This window comes from Couchioplanes azureus (assembly GCF_014648355.1).
Classification (GTDB): Bacteria; Actinomycetota; Actinomycetes; order Mycobacteriales; family Micromonosporaceae; genus Actinoplanes; species Actinoplanes azureus.
The window spans coordinates 22,228-41,796 of sequence record NZ_BMQY01000011.1 but is presented as its reverse complement, the minus strand read 5'-3'; the positions used below and the strand labels follow the sequence as shown (position 1 = coordinate 41,796).

Annotated in this window: 17 protein-coding genes; 11 read left to right on the top strand and 6 right to left on the bottom strand. The window is 74.5% G+C overall.

Going from position 1 to position 19,569, the window contains the following annotated elements:
• Positions 1-11: 11 nt before the first annotated feature.
• The 4 genes from IEY99_RS29220 (at position 12) to IEY99_RS29205 (ending at position 7,004) form a co-directional block, all read left to right on the top strand.
• Positions 12-2,084 carry a multicopper oxidase family protein gene (locus IEY99_RS29220; RefSeq protein WP_189207314.1) on the top strand — a complete coding sequence of 691 codons (2,073 nt, stop codon included), beginning with the start codon at positions 12-14 and terminating at the stop codon, positions 2,082-2,084.
• Positions 2,085-2,086: 2 nt separating this feature from the next.
• A complete protein-coding gene (locus IEY99_RS29215; RefSeq protein WP_189207313.1) occupies positions 2,087-3,556 on the top strand; it encodes an MFS transporter in 1,470 nt (489 codons plus the stop codon).
• Between the two features lie 35 nt (positions 3,557-3,591).
• The gene (locus IEY99_RS29210; RefSeq protein ID WP_189207312.1) at positions 3,592-5,178 is read left to right on the top strand and encodes a multicopper oxidase family protein; all 1,587 of its coding nucleotides are present in this window, start codon (positions 3,592-3,594) and stop codon (positions 5,176-5,178) included.
• 383 nt (positions 5,179-5,561) lie between these two features.
• Positions 5,562-7,004: a multicopper oxidase family protein gene (locus IEY99_RS29205; protein WP_229799357.1), complete on the top strand. Its 1,443-nt coding sequence runs from the start codon at positions 5,562-5,564 to the stop codon at positions 7,002-7,004.
• Between the two features lie 70 nt (positions 7,005-7,074).
• On the opposite strand, the gene IEY99_RS29200 is transcribed toward IEY99_RS29205, so the two are convergent.
• Both IEY99_RS29200 and IEY99_RS29195 read right to left on the bottom strand, forming a co-directional pair.
• Positions 7,075-7,533: an anthrone oxygenase family protein gene (locus IEY99_RS29200; RefSeq protein WP_229799356.1), complete on the bottom strand. Its 459-nt coding sequence runs from the start codon at positions 7,531-7,533 to the stop codon at positions 7,075-7,077.
• A 4-nt stretch (positions 7,534-7,537) separates the two neighbouring features.
• Complete coding sequence (locus IEY99_RS29195) at positions 7,538-7,918, bottom strand: SchA/CurD-like domain-containing protein (protein WP_189207310.1); 381 nt, start codon at positions 7,916-7,918, stop codon at positions 7,538-7,540.
• Between the two features lie 188 nt (positions 7,919-8,106).
• On the opposite strand from IEY99_RS29195, the gene IEY99_RS29190 reads away from it, so the two are divergent.
• From IEY99_RS29190 to IEY99_RS29180, 3 genes are all read left to right on the top strand, one after another.
• On the top strand, positions 8,107-8,982 hold the full coding sequence (locus IEY99_RS29190; protein ID WP_189207309.1) for a DUF6410 domain-containing protein: 876 nt from the start codon (positions 8,107-8,109) through the stop codon (positions 8,980-8,982).
• Between the two features lie 224 nt (positions 8,983-9,206).
• Positions 9,207-9,740 carry a SigE family RNA polymerase sigma factor gene (locus tag IEY99_RS29185; protein WP_189207308.1) on the top strand — a complete coding sequence of 178 codons (534 nt, stop codon included), beginning with the start codon at positions 9,207-9,209 and terminating at the stop codon, positions 9,738-9,740.
• Entirely contained in the window at positions 9,737-10,543 is an 807-nt protein-coding gene (locus IEY99_RS29180; protein ID WP_189207307.1) for a hypothetical protein, read from the top strand. Before IEY99_RS29185 ends, IEY99_RS29180 begins: the two co-directional genes overlap by 4 nt.
• A 7-nt stretch (positions 10,544-10,550) precedes the next feature.
• Here the strand turns inward: IEY99_RS29180 and IEY99_RS29175 are convergent, their stop codons facing one another.
• Positions 10,551-11,531, bottom strand: coding sequence for a pectate lyase (locus IEY99_RS29175; protein WP_189207306.1), 981 nt, complete (start codon positions 11,529-11,531; stop codon positions 10,551-10,553).
• Positions 11,532-11,698: 167 nt separating this feature from the next.
• On the opposite strand from IEY99_RS29175, the gene IEY99_RS29170 reads away from it, so the two are divergent.
• From IEY99_RS29170 to ptsP, 4 genes are all read left to right on the top strand, one after another.
• On the top strand, positions 11,699-12,322 hold the full coding sequence (locus IEY99_RS29170; RefSeq protein ID WP_189207305.1) for a DedA family protein: 624 nt from the start codon (positions 11,699-11,701) through the stop codon (positions 12,320-12,322).
• 79 nt (positions 12,323-12,401) lie between these two features.
• Positions 12,402-13,403, top strand: coding sequence for a dihydroxyacetone kinase subunit DhaK (gene dhaK, locus IEY99_RS29165; RefSeq protein WP_189207304.1), 1,002 nt, complete (start codon positions 12,402-12,404; stop codon positions 13,401-13,403).
• Positions 13,358-14,053, top strand: coding sequence for a dihydroxyacetone kinase subunit DhaL (gene dhaL / locus IEY99_RS29160; protein ID WP_229799355.1), 696 nt, complete (start codon positions 13,358-13,360; stop codon positions 14,051-14,053). Before dhaK ends, dhaL begins: the two co-directional genes overlap by 46 nt.
• Complete coding sequence (gene ptsP, locus IEY99_RS29155) at positions 14,054-16,474, top strand: phosphoenolpyruvate--protein phosphotransferase (protein WP_189207303.1); 2,421 nt, start codon at positions 14,054-14,056, stop codon at positions 16,472-16,474.
• On the opposite strand, the gene IEY99_RS29150 is transcribed toward ptsP, so the two are convergent.
• From IEY99_RS29150 to IEY99_RS29140, 3 genes are read right to left on the bottom strand one after another with little or no spacing between them, the layout of a single operon-like run.
• Positions 16,448-17,731 (bottom strand): MFS transporter, encoded by a 1,284-nt coding sequence (locus tag IEY99_RS29150; RefSeq protein WP_189207302.1) that lies wholly within the window; start codon positions 17,729-17,731, stop codon positions 16,448-16,450. The genes ptsP and IEY99_RS29150 overlap by 27 nt on opposite strands.
• Positions 17,728-18,552, bottom strand: coding sequence for a formyltransferase family protein (locus IEY99_RS29145; RefSeq protein ID WP_189207301.1), 825 nt, complete (start codon positions 18,550-18,552; stop codon positions 17,728-17,730). Before IEY99_RS29145 ends, IEY99_RS29150 begins: the two co-directional genes overlap by 4 nt.
• Positions 18,549-19,550 carry an acetyl-CoA carboxylase biotin carboxylase subunit family protein gene (locus IEY99_RS29140; protein WP_189207300.1) on the bottom strand — a complete coding sequence of 334 codons (1,002 nt, stop codon included), beginning with the start codon at positions 19,548-19,550 and terminating at the stop codon, positions 18,549-18,551. The genes IEY99_RS29145 and IEY99_RS29140 overlap by 4 nt, the downstream gene beginning before the upstream one ends.
• Between the last annotated feature and the right edge of the window lie 19 nt (positions 19,551-19,569).

The following is a 19,569-nucleotide window of genomic DNA, read 5'->3' as shown; positions in this document are numbered from 1 at the left end:
GACAGTTTCCGATGTTCGAGGCCTGGCTGGGCGCCGACACCTCGGTCGGCGTCGCGCTCATCGTCCTCTGGGCGTGGGCTTCATGGTGGCTCGGGCGCCTGACGCAGCACACCGAGCGGAAGAGGACCGCGTCCCGCGGTGTCGGGACGGCGGTGCTCCTGCTCGTCGCGGGCATCCCCGCGCTGGCGAAGGCCGCGCTCATCGCGCTGTTCCTCTCGTACGGCTGGGAGTTCGGCGCGAACTACGTGGTGTTCGCCCTGCCGATGGTGATCGTCCCGGCCGTCCTCACGTACGTGTGGACGCTGCCCGCCGTCCTGCGGTGGCGTCGCGCGGCCCGCGAGGCGGACGGGACGCAGCCGTCACCGGCGCGGCGCGCGGCGCTGACGGACCTGAAGGTCGCCCTGCCACCGCGGCTCACCGCCGTCGGCGGCGCGTTCGCGCTGTGGCTGGGCTTCTTCAAGCAGCCGGTTCCCGGGCTCGGCGACGACATCGCGCTCTACTACGGCCTGTTCCTGCTCGCCGCCGCGTGGCAGGTGGTCAAGCTGCGCCGCACCGCGGCGTGGATCGCCACCGGCACCCGGCCCGCGCTCGGCGTCCGCGCCGCGCGGGCCGGCGCCGTCGTCGCCGCGTTCGCCGCGGTCACCGTGCTCGGGATCGTCTGGTCGGCCACCTCCAGCAAGCTGCCGGGCAGCTACAACATGACCGACCACGGAAAGGCCACGGCGGCCGGGGCCGGGCACGGCAGCGGCGGCGTCACCCACGTGGCGCACGACACCCCGAGCGGGCGCTCCATCACCGCGCTCACCGGGCCCCGCGACGGCAAGCCCGACAAGAAGTTCACTCTCACCGCGCGCAAGGCACAGCTCACGCTGCCGGGCGGGGGGAAGGTCGACGGCTGGACCTACAACGGCACCGTGCCGGGGCCGCTGCTGCGGGTCACCCAGAACGAGCTCGTCGAGGTGGAGCTCGTCAACCAGGACGTCGAGGCCGGCGTGTCGCTGCACTGGCACGGCGTCGACGTGCCCAACGCCGAGGACGGCGTGCCCGGGCTGACCCAGGACGCGGTCCCGCCGGGCGGCCGGCACGTCTACCGCTTCCGGGCGCCGGACGTCGGCTCGTACTGGTACCACTCGCACCAGGTCTCCTCGGAGCAGGTCCGCGCCGGGCTCTACGGGGCGTTCATCGTCGATCCGCCCCGGGGCCCCGAGGCGGCGGTCACCGACCTCCCCGTGGTGCTGCACACCTTCAAGGGCCAGATCCAGACCATCAACGGCAGCGACCGGCTCGAGCGCACGACGATCGCGCCGGGCACCAGGGTACGGCTGCGGCTGATCAACACCGACAGCCTGTCGCGGACGTTCGCGCTGACCGGCACACCGTTCCGGCTGGTGGGCATCGACGGCAACGCGGTCAACGGCCCCGGCGAGGTCACCGGCAAGCTGCTGGAGCTGGGCGGCGGCGCCCGCAACGACGTGGAGTTCACCATGCCGGCCGCACCGGTCCGGCTGGCGGCCACCAACTTCCCGGACAAGGGCGTGCTGTTCACCCCGGACGGTGCCGGCGACCGTGCGGCCGACGTCACGGGCGAGAAGCTCGACACCGACAGCTACGGTACGCCCGCCCCGACGCCGTTCGGCCGCGACACCAAGCCCTCGCAGACCGTCGAATGGGTCCTGGACAACCACTTCGGCTTCTTCGACGGCGGCTTCCACATGGTGTTCACCGTCAACGGCAAGCTCTTCCCGGACGTCCCGCCGACCGTGGTCCGCGAGGGCGACATCGTGAAGGTGCGGTTCGTCAACCGCAGCTTCCTCGACCACCCGATGCACCTGCACGGCCACCACGTGCTCATGCTCTCCCGCAACGGCGTGCCCGCGTCCGGAAGCCCGCAGTGGCTCGACACGGTGCTGGTCCGCCCTGGGGAGACGGCGGAGGTCATGTTCCGGGCGGACAACCCGGGCCTCTGGATGGACCACTGCCACAACCTGGACCACGCCGCGATCGGCATGGTGATGCACCTGAGCTACGAGGGCTGGACGACGCCCTTCCAGGCCGGCACCGACACGCCGAACCAGCCGGAGTGACCGTGACGACCGCACCCGCACGGCCCCGGCACGACGAGGGCGGCGCAGTCCCGGCCACGGGCGGCCCGGCCCGCCCGTGGCTGGTGCTGTCCGCCGTCCTCGCCGGCAGTTTCCTGCACACGTTCGACATGATGGTGATCAGCGTCGCGGTGCCGTCCATCCAGGAGGGTCTGGGGGCCGGCGCCGCGGCGACGCAGTGGATGCTCGCCGGCTACACGCTGCCGTTCGCCCTGCTGCTGATCACCTTCGGCCGGCTCGGCGACGCCGTCGGCCGGCGCCGCATGATCCTGCTCGGCTCGCTCAGCTTCTCGGCCGCCTCGGCGCTGTGCGCCGTGGCGACCGACCCGGGCGTGCTCATCGCCGGCCGGGTGTGGCAGGGCGCCTCGGCGGCGGCGCTGACCCCGCAGGTGCTGCCCGTCATCGTGCTGCTGTTCGCCGGCAAGCGGCGCGGCGCCGCCCTGGGGGCCCAGGCCGGCGTGATCGCCCTGGCCACGGTCTCCGGCCCGCTGCTGGGCGGCCTGCTGCTCGCCGCGGACCTCGGCGGGCTGGGCTGGCGCACCATCTTCCTGCTCAACCTGCCGGTCGGCCTCTTCACCGTGGCGGCGGTCCTGCGCTGGTATCCGCGCGGCGACGCCTCGCCGCAGCGGCCGCGGCTCGACATGGGCAGCGTGACCCTGGCCACGCTCGGCCTGCTGCTGCTGATCTTCCCGCTCGTGCAGGGCCCGGAGCTGGGCTGGTCCGCCGGGGTCTTCGCGCTGATGGCGCTCGCGGTCCCGGTGCTCGCCGCGACCGTACGGCGCCAGCTGCGCCGCTCCCGCGGCGGCCGCTACCCGCTGATCGCGATGAGCCTGTTCCGCCGGCGCAGCTTCGTCGCGGGCGGCCTGGCCAACTTCCTGCTGATCGGCGGCGTGTCGTCGTTCTTCCTGGTGTTCGTCGTCTACCTGCAGACCGGGCTCGGGTACGCGCCCGAGCGGATCGGCATCGTCACGGCCGCCTGGGCGCTCGCGGCCGCCGTCGCCTCCGGCGCGACGGTGCCGCTCGCCCGCCGGGTGGGCCGGCCGATGCTGGTGGCCGGGGCGGTGGTGATGGCGGTGGCGACGGCCACCCTGGGCCTGACCCTCGGGCTGCGCGGCGAGCCGGCGCCCACCTGGGTCGTCGCCGGCTGCCTCGCCCTGGGCGGCCTGGGCCAGGGCATGCTGAGCCCGCCGCTCTACAACCTGACCCTCACCGACGTCCCGAAGGCGGACGTCGGTTCGGCCTCCGGCGTGTTCGGGATGCTCACCCAGGTCGGCGCCGCGCTGGGAGTGGCGATCGTCGGCGCGGTCTTCTACGGCCTGCTCGGGGGCTCGGACTCCGCGGCGCACTACACCCGGGTGATGGCCCTGACGCTGATCAGCCACGTGACCTGCTTCCTGGCCGTGGCGGTGATCCTGCAGCGCTTCCTGCCCGGGCCCGCCCGCCGTTCCACCTGACTTCCGTACGACACGTCCATACAGGGGAGGATTCGATGTCACCCAGCAGAAGAACGGTGATCGGCGGTGTGCTCGGCGGCGCGGCCGCCGCGGCGCTGCCGTTCGTCGCGTTTCGCGACCAGCCCGGCAAGAAGGTCCACGCCACGCCGGATCCCGGTTTCACCCGGATAGCGAACCAGGCGGCGCTGCCCGCGCAGTTCTCGCTGCCGTTGAAGTTCCCGCCCGTGCTGCGCCCGACCCGTACGGACGGCACCACCGACTACTACAGCGTCACGGCCCGGGAGGCCGACCTCACCATCCTGCCCGGGATGAGCACCCGCGTCTTCAGCTACGAGGGCAGCTTCCCGGGGCCGACGATCGAGGCGCGCAGCGGCCGCCGGGTCGTCGTCACCACCACCAACCAGCTCCCGGTGCCGACCGTCACGCACCTGCACGGCGGCCACACGCCGGCCGACAGCGACGGCTACGCGACCGACCTCATCCTGCCGGTGGGCGGCTGGCCGGTCGCGCCCAGCCACCGCGGGCACGCCGGCCACGGCGCCACCATGTCCGGAGACGTGCGGCAGGGCACGCGCGACTACGTCTATCCGAACCGGCAGCGTGCGGCCACCCTCTGGTATCACGACCATCGGATGGACTTCACCGGCCCGCAGGTGTGGCGCGGGCTGGCGGGCTTCTACATCGTGCGCGACGGCGTGGACGATGCGCTGCCGCTGCCGGACGGCGACCGCGAGCTCCCCTTGATGATCATGGATCGGTCGTTCGACGCGAACGGCCAGTTCACCTACCCGTCCGCGGACCCGACGCTGCACGAGCCCGGCCTGACCGTCAACCCGAACGGCGTGCAGGGCGACGTCATCCTGGTCAACGGCGTGCCGTGGCCGTTCCACGAGGTCAAGCAGGTGAAGTACCGGCTGCGCCTGCTCAACGCCTCCAACTCGCGCCGCTACCGGGTCTCGCTCAGCCCGGACCCCTCGGGCGACGGCGAGCCGTTCACCCAGATCGGCAGCGACGGCGGCCTGCTCGCCGCGCCCCAGCCGATGTCGTCGATCTACATGGTGCCGGGCGAGCGCTTCGACGTCATCGTCGACTTCAGCAAGTACGCCGCGGGCACCAAGGTGGTCATGACGAACTCGCTGGGCGACGGCTCCACCAAGCAGATCATGCAGTTCCGGGTGACCGGCCCCGCCTCGGACGGCTCGCAGATCCCCGCCCAGCTCTCCACGGTGGAACGGCTCGACCCGGCCCGGGCCGTACGGACGCGGACCTTCAACCTGCTCAGCACCCGCCGTGACGGCAAGGAGGTCCACGTCATCAACGACCGGATGTTCTCGACCGACCACATCATGGCCGACCCCCGGCTCGGCACCCTCGAGATCTGGGAGTTCCGCTCCTCGACCCACCACCCGGTGCACGTGCACCTCAACCCGTTCCAGGTGATCGGGCGCGGCGGCGGCCTCGAGCCGGAGGACGCCGGCTGGAAGGACACCGTCCGGCTGACGCCCAACAACACCGTGCGGGTCGTCACCCGCTTCGACGACTACACCGGCAAGTTCATGCTGCACTGCCACAACCTCGAGCACGAGGACATGGCGATGATGGCCAACTTCCAGGTCTCCTGACCCTGTCCGACAGAAGCGTGCGGTGCCGGTCGCCCGGCACCGCACGCTTCTGTTTCCGGGGGTTTCAGTAAAGACTTCCGTTATTCTCTCCGGCAATGCCGTCCGGCGCATCGGGCCGCGGACTCACGTCCCGCTACATCCGCGGTCGCAACCATTATCAGAAAGGTACATCCCGAGATGTACGCGCCATGAACATCGCGTCGACCACCCCCGCCAACACCGCTCTGACCTGGGGATACATGAGTCGATCACCGCCCGGCGGATACATCTGGAGCATGATGGGGGAACCTAGGGGAAATCACCTGATGAACCCCGCACGCACCCGTGCCACAATTGCTCCCGTGAAGCGCAGAAGTGTCCTTTCCCTGGCTGCCCTCAGCGGCGTGAGTGCCGTTCTGGGCGCCTGTTCGTCAGCATCCTCCAAGAGTGGCGGCGGTGGCGGCGGTTCCGCCTTCACCAACCGGCTGCGGATCCCGCCGCTGGCCAAGCCCGAGACCGGCGCGGACGGCGTGAAGACCTTCGCCCTGACCCTGCAGCCCGGCGGGCGCTCCGAGTTCCTGCCGGGCAAGACCACCGACACCTGGGGCATCGACGGCGCCTACCTCGGGCCGACGGTGCGCGCGTCGCGGGGCGACAAGGTGCGGATGAAGGTCACCAACCGCCTCCCCGAGACCAGCACGCTGCACTGGCACGGCATGCGCCTGCCCGCCAAGATGGACGGCGGCCCGCACCAGATGATCGAGCCGGGCGCCACCTGGGCGCCCGAGTGGACCATCGACCAGCCCGGCATGACCTCCTGGTTCCACCCGCACCTGCACGAGAAGACCGCCATGCACGTCTACCGCGGGCTGGCCGGCCTCTTCCTCATCGACGACCCGAACGGCCCGGACCTGCCCGACGAGTACGGCGTGGACGACATCCCGCTGATCATCCAGGACAAGAAGTTCTCCGGCGACGGGCAGCTCGACACCTTCCGCGTCGACGGCGGCACCTTCGGCATGCTCGGCGACACCATCCTGGTCAACGGCACGTACGACCCGTTCCTCGACGTGAGGACCGAGCTGGTCCGGTTCCGCCTGCTCAACGCGTCCAACGCCCGCGTCTACCGGGTGGGCTTCGCCGACGACCGCCAGTTCCACGTGGTCGGCAACGACGCCGGCCCGCTGGAGAAGCCGGTCGCCGTCGACCGGGTCAAGATCAGCCCGGGCGAGCGGTACGAGATCGTGGTCCGCTTCGCCGCCGGTGAGAGCGTCGTCATGGACAGCAAGGGCGAGGACTCGCAGAAGGCCAACGACATCGAGGAGGAGGACTTCCGCCTCGTGAAGATCGTGGCGGCGGCGAGGCTGTCCTCCTCCCCCGCGCTCCCCGCGACGCTCGGCGGCACCGCCACCGTGGCGCCGCCCGCCGGCGCCCGGGTCCGCACGTTCTCCCTGTCCGGGTCCGAGATCAACGACAAGGACATGGACATGAACCGCATCGACGAGGTCGTCCCCGCCGGTGCCCTGGAGATCTGGGAGATCGACAACACCACGTACGCGCACAACTTCCACATCCACGAGGTGGCGTTCCGCGTGCTGGACGTCAACGGCGCGCCGCCGCCGGCGTACCAGGCCGGCCCGAAGGACACGGTGTTCGTGCCGAAGAAGGCGAAGGTGCGGCTGGCGGTCCAGTTCGGCCACTACACCGATCCGAGCTCGCCGTACATGTTCCACTGCCACATCCTGCGCCACGAGGACAAAGGCATGATGGGCCAGTTCGTGCTCGTCGAGCCCGGTACCGAGGCGCGGGTGCCCCTGGTGATCGCCGCCGGGCACCACCACGGCTGAGCGCACGATGATGGGCCCGGCGGCGCCGGGCCCGTCATCGTGTCCGGCGATCGCCGGCCGGCGGCACCGGTCAGCCGGCGGCGATCGCCGCGGCGTTGACCAGCAGCGCGCCGATCGCGCACGAGGTCCGCAGCAGGTGCCACCTGCGCCACAGCGGGCGAGGGTCGGCCCAGTCGGCCGGCATGTGGTCCGGGTCGAGGGCACGCACCTGCCGGTTGATGGGGACGTTCGCGAAGTGCGAGACCACCGAGACCGCCACGAGCAGAGCCGCGGCGGTGGCGTACAGCGGGCCGGCGCCCCGCGGCCCGGGCGCCATCGCCGCCAGCACGATGTCGGCGAGCATCGTGCTGAGCACGAGGATCGGCATCGTCGGGTCCCAGTTGCGGCCCAGCAGCCTCTGGGCGTAGATGTAGCGGCCCGGTGGCATCGCGATCAGCGCGGGCAGCGTGCTCAGCGCGACGGCGAAGAGCACACCCGCCACGATCCCGCTGCCCACCAGGACGGCGACCTGGAGTGCCTGCGCCAGCACGGCTTCAGCCGGCCGTGCTGAGGCGGGTCTGACCGAGGTGGCTGACGCACCGCATGACGCTGGCGGTGAACGTCCGTACGAACCCCTCCGGCGTGGCCGTGTCCCGCGGCTTGGACAGATAGGGAACGATCTTGCGTTCGAACTCGCGGACGCCGGGCTGCTCGGCCATGAACCGCGCCACGCTCTCGATGTCGCCCTCGAACTCGATGAAGCGCACCATCGTGTCCTCCTTGAGGAACACCGCGGTGCCGATGATGCGCGCCACCTCGGCGCCGTCGTCGTCGCGCACCGACGGGGAGGCCGGACGCCGGTAGTCGGTGAAGATCGCGGCGATCTCGTCCTCGAAACCCGCCTTGATGTCGTACCTGATCGCGGCAATAGGCATGCCTGCACTCCTCCGTGGTGGTGACGGATCTCCCGTGCACGCTCACAGGCGCGCGTCGACGAGGGCTGGAAATCCGCTCGAACAGCCGCCGCAACCCGCGGTCGAGCCCGCCTCGACGCCCGTTCCAGCCGGCCGGAGCAGCCTGCGGGCGAGGGCAGGTCACCGATTCCTCCAGAAGGGTTGAAGCCGTGCGTGAAACCATGTTCACCGCGCAGCCACGCGTCACCGGGCGCGACGCGGGACCGGGCGGGCGGGCGTTCCGCATCCTGGCCGGCGCCACCGGGCTCGTGCCGATCATCGTCAAGCTGGACGGCGCCGGGGCCGTCCTGGCCGGGATCGCCTGGCTGGTGGTGGTCGCGGCGGCCTTCGTCGGCATCGTGGCCCTGCTGCGGCCGTGGCTCGACGGCAGCCGGGAGCGCGTGCTCAGCCCGTGGACGGGCAGCGCGATCCTGCTGCTGCCGCTGATGGCGTACCCGTTCGGCCTGATCCCGGAGGGGCCCGCGGTCGGCGTCCGGCTGTTCACCGACGGCTCGGTGCTGCTGGCCGGCCTGATCGGCTACGGCGGCCTGGAGATGGCGGCGCTGGCCACCCTCGTGCTGCGCACCCGGCCGCGGCTCTACAGCCAGTACAACGTCGTCGACCTCGTCGAGAACGCGCCGGAACGCGCCCAGCGCCGCCCCCTCGCCCGGGCCGCCTCGACGCTGGGCATCCTCGCCTTCTCCTGGTACTGGATCGTGCCCAACCTCGTGGTCGAGGGCAGCCCGCTGCACGGCGCCAAGGAGACCACCGAGCGGCTCGACGGCGTGGTCGCCCTCGTGATCGCCGGGGTGGCGCTGCTGCTCCTCGCGGCCCGCGTCACCACCACCACGGGACGTACCGCCTGGGCCCTCGCCGCCCTGCTGGTCTTCTTCGCCGCCGGCGCGGCGGTCGGCGCGATGCCCGACGCCCTGTACGCCGTCATCATCCTGACCGGCGCCGTCGTCGCGGTGGCCGCCGCGGTGCGTCCCCGGGCCTCCCGGCCGAGCCGGCCGCAGCCCGGCCTCGGCACCCGCGAACGCGTGTGACCCCGCCCCGGTCGTCGCCCGACCGACCCGCGCCCGCCGCCCACGGCGGCGGGTGATCCGCGTCCCATCCCGCCCCTTCCCCGCCGGACCGGCGGCCGGCCCGGTCCCCCGCCGGGTTGCCCGGTCCGGCGGGGACCTCTACCGTCATCGCGGCCGGCCGGCGCATCCGTCGTCCGGCCCCGGGCGCATCCGTCGTCCGGCCCCGGGAGCCGCAGGAGGTGGGGATGTCCGACGACGCGTCGGCCTTCCACGCGTTCTTCGAGCGCCACCACGCCGAGCTGGCCCGCCTCGCGTACCTGATGACGGGCGAGGCGTCGGCCGCCGACGACCTGGCCGCCGATGCGCTGACCGAGGTGTGGCGGCACTGGTCCCGGGTGGCGGCGGCAGACGACCCGGCCGCGTACGCCCGCGGGATCGTGGCGAACCTGACCCGCCACTGGGTGCGCCGCCGGGTCCGCGAGCGGCACGGGCTGCTCGGGCTGACCCTGCTCGGCGCGACCCGCCGCGACCCGGAACCGGACGTTCCCGCCGTGCTGGACGTGCGCCGGGCGCTGAGCCGGCTCCCCCATCGCCGCCGCGCCTGCGTGGTGCTGCGGTATGCGTTCGACCTGTCGGAGCGGGAGGTCGCGAAGGCGCTGGGCATCTCGGTCGGCGCGGTGAAGAGCCAGACCTCGCGCGGCGCACGGCAACTGGCGGAACTGCTCGGCGGCCCGGCCGAGGCGGCGGCGCGCTACGGCGGTTGGGAGGCGGCCCGGTGAACGACCACCTGCCGGACGAGGAGCTGCGTACCCTGCTGGGCCGCTCGGCCGAGGAGCACCGGCCGGACCGCACCGCGATGCTCAACCGGATCGCGCAGCAGCGGGCCGCCCGGCCGGTCGCCGGCCGGCGCCCCCGCCAGGCCGTGCGGATGGCGGGCGCCGCGCTGGCGGTGGCGGCCGTGCTCGGCCTGGGCGGGGTGGCCCGCTGGGCACTGGCCGGCGACGGGGACCGCGACACCCCGCCCGCCGCCACACCCGCGACGCCGTCCGCCGGCGCCCCGTCCGTCCCCGCCCCCGCCACACCGTCCGCGGCGCCCAGGCCGGGCACCACGCCGCCGCGCACCCCGGCGACGACGGCGCCCGCCGGCCCGGCGGCCGGGACCTCCGCGCCCACGCGGCCCTCCCTGCCCCGCTCCCGGACGGAACAGGGACCGCTGTGGTCCGACGGGTCGGTCCGGGCCGGCGGCGACGCCGCGCGCAGCGAGATCACCCTCAAGCTGGACGAACCGGTCACCGCACTGACGATCACCGTACGGGTCAGGCGCACGCCCGGCTTCAGCGACCAGGGCGCGGTCCACGACGTGGCCACGGCCCGGATCGACACCCAGGTGATCCAGGAGCCGGACGTCGTGACCTTCCGCTTCACCCTGGCCGCGGGCGCCACCCTCGGCAGGGGAACGCACGTGTTCGCCGCCAAGTACGGGCACGAGGACGGTGGCCGCGACGCCCGCGACGACACGTACCGGGCGACCGCGACCACCGCCGGCGGCGAGCAGCTGACCGTGTCCGGCGATTTCTCCTGAGCCGGCCTCAGCTCAGGGTGACCCCGGAGGCTACGCACGAGGCGCCGTCGGGCTTGGTGCCGACCCGCTTCGGCTCGCCGCGGGTGACGCCTTCGAAGCGGGCGCAGATCACGGTCTCGGCGCCGCCCCCGGAGACGGTGACGCCGCTGATCCGGGCGGTGTCACCGAGGTTCGGGTTGATGCCCACGAGGGTCTTCAGCGGCGCGGTGACGGTCACGTTCGACACCCGTACGTGCCGGGGGAACTGCTTCCTGCAGTTGCCGCACGACCGGTAGAGCTTGCCGATGTCGGACGCCCGGAAGTCCCTGATGATCATCGTGCCGGGTCCGTTGTGCTGGAACGTCTTGTCGGCGGCGTGCCGGGCGCCGCCGCCCTCCACGACCATGGTCTGGCGCGGCGAGGTCCCCCGGAAGGTGGCGGCGTCCTCACCCACGTCCTGCCACCACACGTTGCGCAGCGTACAGCTGCCGAGGCAGTGCACCCCGTCGGCGGCCGGCGTGCCGATGACGACGTTGGCCAGCGTGGCGCCGTCGGCCAGCTCGAACAGCGGGTCCTGCCCCTCGCTCTGCCCGCCGTCGCCGAGCGCCGCGCCGCCGACGAAGCGCACCGTGCCGCCGTCGACGTACCCGCTGATCCTCCTGGTCGCGGTCAGCGTCTCGGTGCGTACGGGCGTCGGCCAGCTCCGGACCACCGGCTTGCGGGCCTTCCGGGCCGGTTCGCCGGCCTTGCCCGGTTTGCCGGTCGGGCCCACGGCCTTCGTGGACGTCGTGGTGCCCGGCCGTCTCGTGGTGCCCGGCGGTCTCGTGGGGGCCGGTGCCGGGGTGGCGACCGCGGGCGCGGTCACCGGGACGTGGCCGGCCGGCGAGGTCGTGCTCGCGGCGAACGCCGTCGCGGCGATGCCCGCCGCCGCGGCCAGCACGGCGGCGAACCCACCCGCCAGGGCCACCCGGCGCCGGCGACCCGGACCGCCGGTCGTTGCGTGTCTCATCCGTCTGCTCCTCCAGCTCTCGTCGGACGCCAGAGGGTGGCCGTCCGCGCCGCGCAGGTTGTCCACCGCGCCCACAAGTGGCCCGAGACACATAGGGGTGCCGTCTCAGGGGCGTATGGGGGGATGGCCCGATGGTGCCGGGGCGGCGTGCTGAGCAGGCTGAGGGTGTGATCGCCGACCTGCAGAGCGCCGCGTCCGCCTTCGTCGACTGGCTCAGCACCCTCGACACCGGGGCGGTCCTGCTCGTCACCGCCATGTCCACCGCCGTCGAGACCACCTTCCTGCTCGGGCTCTTCGTGCCCGGCGAGTCCGTGGTGACGCTGGCCGGGTCGCTCCCGCACGGGTTCGGCGGGTTCGTGCTGGCCGTCGCCGCCGGTACGGCCGGCGCGATGGCCGGTCAGATCGCCGGGTACGCGGTCGGCCGGCTGCTCGGGCCCCGGCTGCGCGACACCCGGCTCGGCCGGCGGATCGGCGCCGAGCGGTGGGACCGCGCGGAGGCCTTCCTGCGGGACCGGGGCGCGGCCGCGTTGGTGGCCGTGCGCTTCGTCGCGGTCATCCATGCGGTGGTGCCGATCGTCGCGGGAACCGTGCGGATGCCGTTCGGCCGGTTCGCCGGCTGGTCGGCGCTGGGCACGGGCATCTGGGTGAGCGCCTTCGCGGCGGTGGGCGCGCTCAGCGCCGGGGACGGTTCCTCCGGCGGTACGGGCGTCGTGCTCACCGCCGTCGGCGCCACCTGCCTCGGCGTCGTCCCGTTCGCCGGCCGGCTGGTGCGGCGGACCGCCCTGGTCTGAGACGGCGACGGGGGGCAGGGACCGGCGTAGCTTGAGGGAGGCAGGTCGTCTCTCCAGCCTTTCCGGTGAGGAGCCATCGATGAACAAGCTCATCAACGACCCCGCGAACGTCGTCTCCGACGCCCTCCGCGGCATCGCCGCCGCCCATCCGGAACTGCACGTCGATCACGACAACCAGATCGTCCGCCGCGGCGACGCGCCGGTGCGCGGCAAGGTGGCCCTGGTGTCCGGGGGCGGTTCGGGGCACGAGCCGCTGCATGCCGGGTTCGTCGGTAAGGGCATGCTCGACGCCGCCTGCGCGGGTGAGATCTTCACGTCGCCCGTACCGGATCAGATCGTGGCCGCCACCACGGCGGTCGACGGCGGCGCGGGCGTGCTGCACGTGGTCAAGAACTACACCGGCGACGTCATGAACTTCGAGATGGCGGCCGAGATGGCCGAGGCCGAGACCGGCGTCGCCGTGGTCGCGGTGGTCACCGACGACGACGTGGCGGTACAGGACAGCCTCTACACGGCCGGGCGCCGCGGGGTGGGCGTGACCGTCCTGCTGGAGAAGATCGCCGGTGCCGCCGCCGACCAGGGCCGGCCGCTGGCCGAGGTCGCCGAGGTGGCGCGCCGGGTGAACGGCAACGGCCGCAGCATGGGCGTCGCGCTCACCTCCTGCACGGTCCCGGCCGCCGGCAAGCCCACGTTCGACCTGCCCGACGGCCAGATGGAGCTGGGCATCGGCATCCACGGGGAGCCGGGCCGCCGCCGCGTGCCGGCCGCCCCGGCCGCGGAGATCGCCGAGATGCTGCTCACCCCGATCCTGGCCGACCTGGACTTCACCGGCGGCTCCGGGGTGATCGCCTTCGTCAACGGCATGGGCGCCACCCCGCAGCTCGAGCTGTACCTGATGTACCACGAGGTGGCGGCGATCCTGGGCAAGGCGGGGATCGGCGTCGCGCGCTCGCTGGTCGGCTCGTACATCACCAGCCTGGACATGGCCGGCTGCTCGGTGACGCTGCTGCGGGCCGACGACGACATCCTGCGGTTGTGGGACGCGCCGGTGCGGACGCCCGCGCTGCGGTGGGGGGCCTGACCGCCGTGGCCACCACCGTGGACACCGCGGCGCTCACCGCCTGGCTGCAGGAGTTCGCCCGGGAGATCTCGGCCGGCAAGGAGCTGCTGACCCGGCTCGACTCGGCGATCGGCGACGCCGACCACGGGGTCAACATGGACCGTGGCATGACGGCGGTGCTCGCGGCGACCCGCGACGAGGCCTCCGCCACCCCGGCCGAGCTGTTCAAGCGCACCGGGATGACGCTGGTCAGCCGGGTCGGCGGCGCCAGCGGGCCGCTGTACGGCACGGCGTTCCTGCGCATGGCGGCCGCGGCCGGCGACGCCGGGACCCTGGACGCCCGCGGCTTCGCCAAGGTCCTGCGGGCGGGCCTCGACGGCGTCGTCGCGCGGGGCCAGGCCCAGGCCGGCGACAAGACGATGTACGACGCGTTCGCCCCGGCGGTGGACGCGCTCGACGCGGCCCTGGACGCCGGGCAGGCGCTGGACCAGGCCCTGCGTGCCGCGGTCCGCGCCGCCGAGGAGGGCCGCGACGCCACGACGGCCATGGTCGCCCGCAAGGGCCGGGCCAGCTATCTCGGCGAGCGCAGCGCCGGCCACCAGGACCCGGGCGCCACCTCGATGACGATGCTGCTCGCCGCCGCGGCGGCCGCGCTGGCCGGCGAGGGCTGAATGGTCGGGCTGGTGGTGGTCTGCCACAGCCGCGCCCTGGCCCGGGCCGCCGTGGCCCTGGCGGCGGAGATGGTGCGGGACAGTCCGGTGCCGATCGCGGTCGCGGCCGGGCTGGACGAAACGACCTCCGGCACCGACGCGGTCGCCGTCACCGAGGCCGTCGCCGCCGCGGACCGCGGCGACGGCGTGGTCGTGCTCATGGACCTGGGCAGCGCCGTGCTCTCGGCCGAGCTCGCCCTGGACCTGCTCGACGAGGACCAGCGTTCCCGGGTGCTGCTCTGCGCCGCCCCGCTCGTCGAGGGTCTCGTCGCCGCCGCGGTCGCGGCGGCCGGCGGGGCCGGACGCCGGGAGGTCGCCGGCGAGGCCACGCAGGCCCTGGCCGGCAAGCTGGCCCACCTCGCCCCCGGCGCGGGCGAGCCCGGGGACGCGCCGGCGGATGACGGCCCGTCGGCCACCGTCACGGTGGTCCATCGCCACGGTCTGCACGCTCGCCCCGCGGCACGGCTCGTCGCCGCGGCACGGGCCTTCGACGCCCGGGTGGAGGTGCGCAACCGCAGCACCGGATCGCCGTGGGTGCCGGCGACGAGCCTCTCGCGGATCGCCACCCTCGCGGTCGGAGAGGGACAGGACCTCCAGGTGCGCGCGTCCGGTCCGCAGGCCGGCGCGGCGATCGACCACGTGGTGGCCCTCGTCGGCCGCTCCTTCGACGAGACGCCCGGCGGCGGCGCCCCGGTCGGGGCCGGGGTGCGGACCGGACAGCATGCCTCCGCGGGCGTCGGGATCGGACCCGCGTGGCACGCCGGCGACGCCGTACCCGAGCTGCCCCAGGCCGCCTCCCGGGGACCGGACGAGGAATGGCACCGGATCGAGGAGGCGACCGCCGCGGTCCGGCGTGACCTGCGCCGGCTGCGGGCGGACACGGCCCGCGCCGCCGGCGAGCGGCACGCGGCGATCTTCGACGCCCATCTGCTGCTGCTCGACGACGCGGAGCTGCTGGCCGACGTCCGGTCGGGGATCGCGGGCGGCTCCCCGGCCCCGCAGGCCTGGCACGCCGCCACGGAGCGGGTCGCCACCGGCATCGAGGCGCTGGCCGACCCGTACCTGCGCTCGCGCGCCACCGACGTCCGTGCGGTCGGCCACCAGATGATCCGCGCGCTGGTGGGCGCGCCCCGGGTGTCCATGAGGGAGGAAGGCGTGCTGATCGCCGCCGACCTCGCGCCGGCCGACGCGGCCGAGCTCGACCCCGAACGGGTCGCCGGCGTGCTGCTCGCCTACGGCAGTCCCACGGCGCACGGGGCGATCCTGGCGCGTACCCGCGGCATCCCGATGGTCACCGGTCTGGGCCCGGCGGTGCTCGGCATCGCCCCGGGCACGCCGATCGCGCTGGACGGCGCGACCGGCGAGGTGGCGGTGGCCCCCGACGACGAGGTGCTGGCCTCGTTCCGGCGGCGGGCGGGCGAGCAGGCGTCCCGCCGGGCGCGCGCCGCCGGGCGCGCCGGGGCCCCGGCGGTGACCCGGGACGGCACGACCGTCGCCGTGGGAGCGAACGTGGGGTCGGTCGCGGACGCCCGCGCCGCGGCGGCGCACGGCGCCGACCTGGCCGGCCTGATCCGCACCGAGTTCCTGTTCCTCGGCCGTGGGACCGCCCCGGGCGTCGACGAGCAGGAGGCCGCCTACCGGGAGCTCGCCGACGCGTTCGGCGGGCGCCCGATCACCGTACGCACGCTGGACGCCGGCGGGGACAAGCCGCTGCCCTACGCCGCGGCGGCCGGGGAGGACAACCCGTTCCTGGGCGTGCGCGGCATCCGGCACTCGCTGGCCCACCCGGCGCTGCTCGCGGACCAGCTGCTGGCGATCGCCCTGGTCGCCCGCGACGCGCCGGTGAGCGTCATGTTTCCCATGGTCAGCACGGTCGCCGAGCTGGTCCGCGCGCGCCGGATGCTCACCGAGGCGAGCGCCCGGGCCGGTGGTGGCGAGCTCCGGACCGGACTCATGGTGGAGGTTCCGGCGGCCGCGCTCAAGGCCGCGGCGTTCGCGCCGTACGCGGACTTCTTCAGCATCGGCACCAACGACCTGACGCAGTACGCGCTGGCCGCCGAGCGCGGCAACGCCGCCGTGGCGGCGCTGGCGGACGGCCTGGACCCCGGCGTGCTGCGGCTGGTCGACGCGGTGTGCCGCGGTGCCGGCGACCACGTCACCGTCTCGGTGTGCGGGGAGCTGGCCGGCGACGCGACGGCGATCCCGCTGCTGGCCGGGCTCGGCGTCCGGGAGCTGAGCGTGGCGCCCGGGGCGGTGCCGCTGGTCAAGGAGGCCGTCCGTGCCGTCGGCCTGGCACGCGCGGCGGAGCTCGCCGCCCGGGCACTGGAGCTCGAGGACGCCGCGGCCGTGCGCGACCTAACCGCGGACGGCGCGCACCGGTGAGAGTGCCAGCAGCAGCGGCGGGAGCAGCAGGCCCGCTCCGGCGACCACCATGGCCTCGCGCAGGCCGATCCACTGGCCGAGCGCACCGCCGAGCACCGCGCCGGCCGGCGTGGCGGTCCAGGCGAGCAGGCGCATGGGTTCGGCGGCCCGGCCGACCAGGCGGTCCGGCGCGAGGGCCCGGCGCATGCCGATCACGGCCGTGGTGAAGGCGGGGCAGCCGTACGCGAAGATCGGGTAGGCGAAGCTGAGCCAGGCCAGCCGCAGCTGGGGCGGGCCGCTCGCCAGGCCCAGCAGCAGGGCGCCGGCGCCGGTGACGCCCGCGCTGGTCACCAGGGCCGGGCCGAGCCCGAGACGCCGGGCGAGGCCGGGGCCGGACGCCGCGCCGAGCAGCGCGCCGATGCCGGCGATGGCGAGCAGGATCCCGATCATCGCGGCGCTCAGGTGCAGGATGCGGACCAGGTAGAGCAGCACGACGGCCAGCAGCGCGTGGGTGAACAGGTAGGACACGGTCGACGCGATCGCCGTCCACCGCAGCAGCGGGTGCCGCCCGACGACGGCGAGGCCGGCGCGCAGCCGCGGCCACGCCGGCGCGCGCCCGGGCGCCGGTGCGGGCCCCGGCTCGCGCACCCGGACGCCGGCCATCAGCGCCGCGGCGACGAGGGAGCAGGCCGCGTCGGCCAGCAGGGCCAGCGGGGCGGTGACCGCCTGGACCAGGGCGCCGCCGGCGGACGGGCCGGCCAGGCCGGTGGCGGTCCGGCTCACCTCGAGCCGGTCGTTCGCCTCGACGGTGCGCCGCCCGGCCAGCACGGGCAGGATCTCGCGCGCGGCGACGGCGGAGAACAGCGCCAGGGCGCCGGCGGCGAAGGCCACGGCGTACAGCTGAGCGACCGTGAGCATGCCCCGCGCCGCCGCCACGGGCACCCAGACCAGCACCACGGCGCGGGCCAGGGCGGTGCCGACCAGCACCGGGCGGCGCGGCCAGCGGTCCACCCACCCGCCGGCGAGCGGTCCGAAGACCAGGAAGGGCAGCTTGCCGGCGGCGGCGAGGATCCCGGCCTGCCAGGCCTGGACGTCCAGCACCAGGATCGCGGCGAGCGGGATCGCCAGGCAGCTCACCTGGCCGCCCGCCATCGTCAGAGTCTGGCCGGTCCAGAACGTCAGGAAGGGACGGTCGTGCCGCAACCGCCCCGGTGGCCACTGCCGCGCCGGCGCCGCCGTCGCGCCCGTCCCGGCCGGAGCCTCGGGGACGGACGTCACCGCATCGCTCCCTCGAGGACCGACGCCCGCCGCTCGCCGACGCAGCCCCGCGACGGTCCCGCGGTGCGCAGGCACCGGCGCAGGAAGTACCGCAGGTCGTGGGCCGGCCCGCGGTCGCGGATCCCGTACGTGCGCCCGACCGGCGGCTGGGCGTACGACGGCAGCTCGCCCCCGCGCTCCAGGATCTCCAGCCAGCCGGCGAGGCGGTGGATGGCGAGCAGGTCGGCACGGCAGTTCAGGTGCTCCGGCAGTTCGTCGCCGCGCACCTGCGGGCGGACCACCTCGATCAGCTCGCCGGTGTCGACGTCCGGGTCGGCCCGGTGGATGGTCGCGCCCACCCGGTCGAAGCGCCGGTCGTAGACCGCGAAGAAGAAGCCGTGGTCACCGCGGTAGTAGGGCAGGAATCCGTCGTGCACGTTGAGCACGAGCGGGCCCGCGGCGGCGAGCGTCGCCCGTGACAGCGGGGAGCACCCGATGATCACGACGACGTCGACGAAGACCGCCCGCAGCGCGTCGACGACCGCGTCCTCGTTGACGGAGCGCACCCGCAGGCGCCGGGGACCGGGATCCGCCCACAGCTCCGGGGTGTGGGCGAAATACTGCCGGCGGTAGGCGTCCTTGCCGGTGAGCGCCCGGCGGCAGCGGTGGTAGAGGTGATAGAGCCAGTCCCGGTAGCGGCCGTGCCGGCGCAGCGCGGCGGCCCGGGCGGAATCCGGCTCGACGACCACCAGCGCGAGGTCGAAGCGGCCGGCGAGCAGCGACTCGAGGTACCGGTGATGATGGTCGTCGCCGCGGACGAGCGCCAGGCGCAGCGGTGTCACAGGGCACCGCCCGGCACCGCCGACGGTCTCGAGGGCCAGCCGGCCAGCCGCTCCACGGCCGAGCGCGCACCCCACGACGCGCTCGTCCGGTCGTCCGCGACGGTGACGACCGCGCCGTCGGCCCCGGGCCGCACCGAGACGAGGCCGGGCAGGTCCACCCAGGCGGCGTCCGCCCGGGCCGGGGCGCCGCGCAGGTCCGCCCGGCGCAGGCAGGCATGCCGGCGCGCATGGTGCGGGGCCGGGCGGTGCGGCGGCGGTAGCGCGGCCGAGACGGCGGACCGCACCGCGCCGAGGATCACGTCGTGGCCGGTGGCGAGTTCGATCACCGAGGCGATGCAGCCGTCGATCCGGCCCGGCGCCAGGCTCACGACGGACACCTGGCGGCCGGTGGCGTGCAGGATCACCTCGACCGGGCCGCGGGTCAGCCCCGCCTCGTCGAGCGCGGCGCGGGCCTGGGCCCGGAGCCGGCGCGCGGTCCAGCCCTGGGCGCTGCCGGGACAGTCGTAGTCGCGCCCGCGCCCGTCGGTGGTGACGTCCTCGACGATGCCGATGACCTCGCCGTCCTGTGCCTGGACCACGTAGCGGGACACCGCCCGGCCGGGCTCCGGCGTGGCCGCGGTCCGCCGGCCGGCGACGTAGCCGGCGGACCGGGCCACCGCACCCGGATCGGGATTCCGGGCGCCGAGCAACGCCGCCACCCGGGCCGTCGTGTCCGACAGGCCGGGGCCGTCGCCGACCAGGAGCGCCGGGGCGATGGCCCGGCTTCCCGCGGGGGCGAACGCGGTGGCGATGCTGGCGGGGTCCAGGCCGGACGCGGGCCGCAGCGACCAGCCGTCGGCGGCCAGGCGGGCCAGGCAGCGTTCGTCGGTGCTGACCGCGAGCGTCCGCAGGCCCAGCGCGCGGCCGGCGCGCACCGTGCGCCGTGCGCAGGAGCTGGCGTCGCCGGCGATGGTCCACTCTCCCGCGATGAGGCCGAGCCAGCCGATCGGGGCGCTCATGCCGGCACCGCCCCGGTGA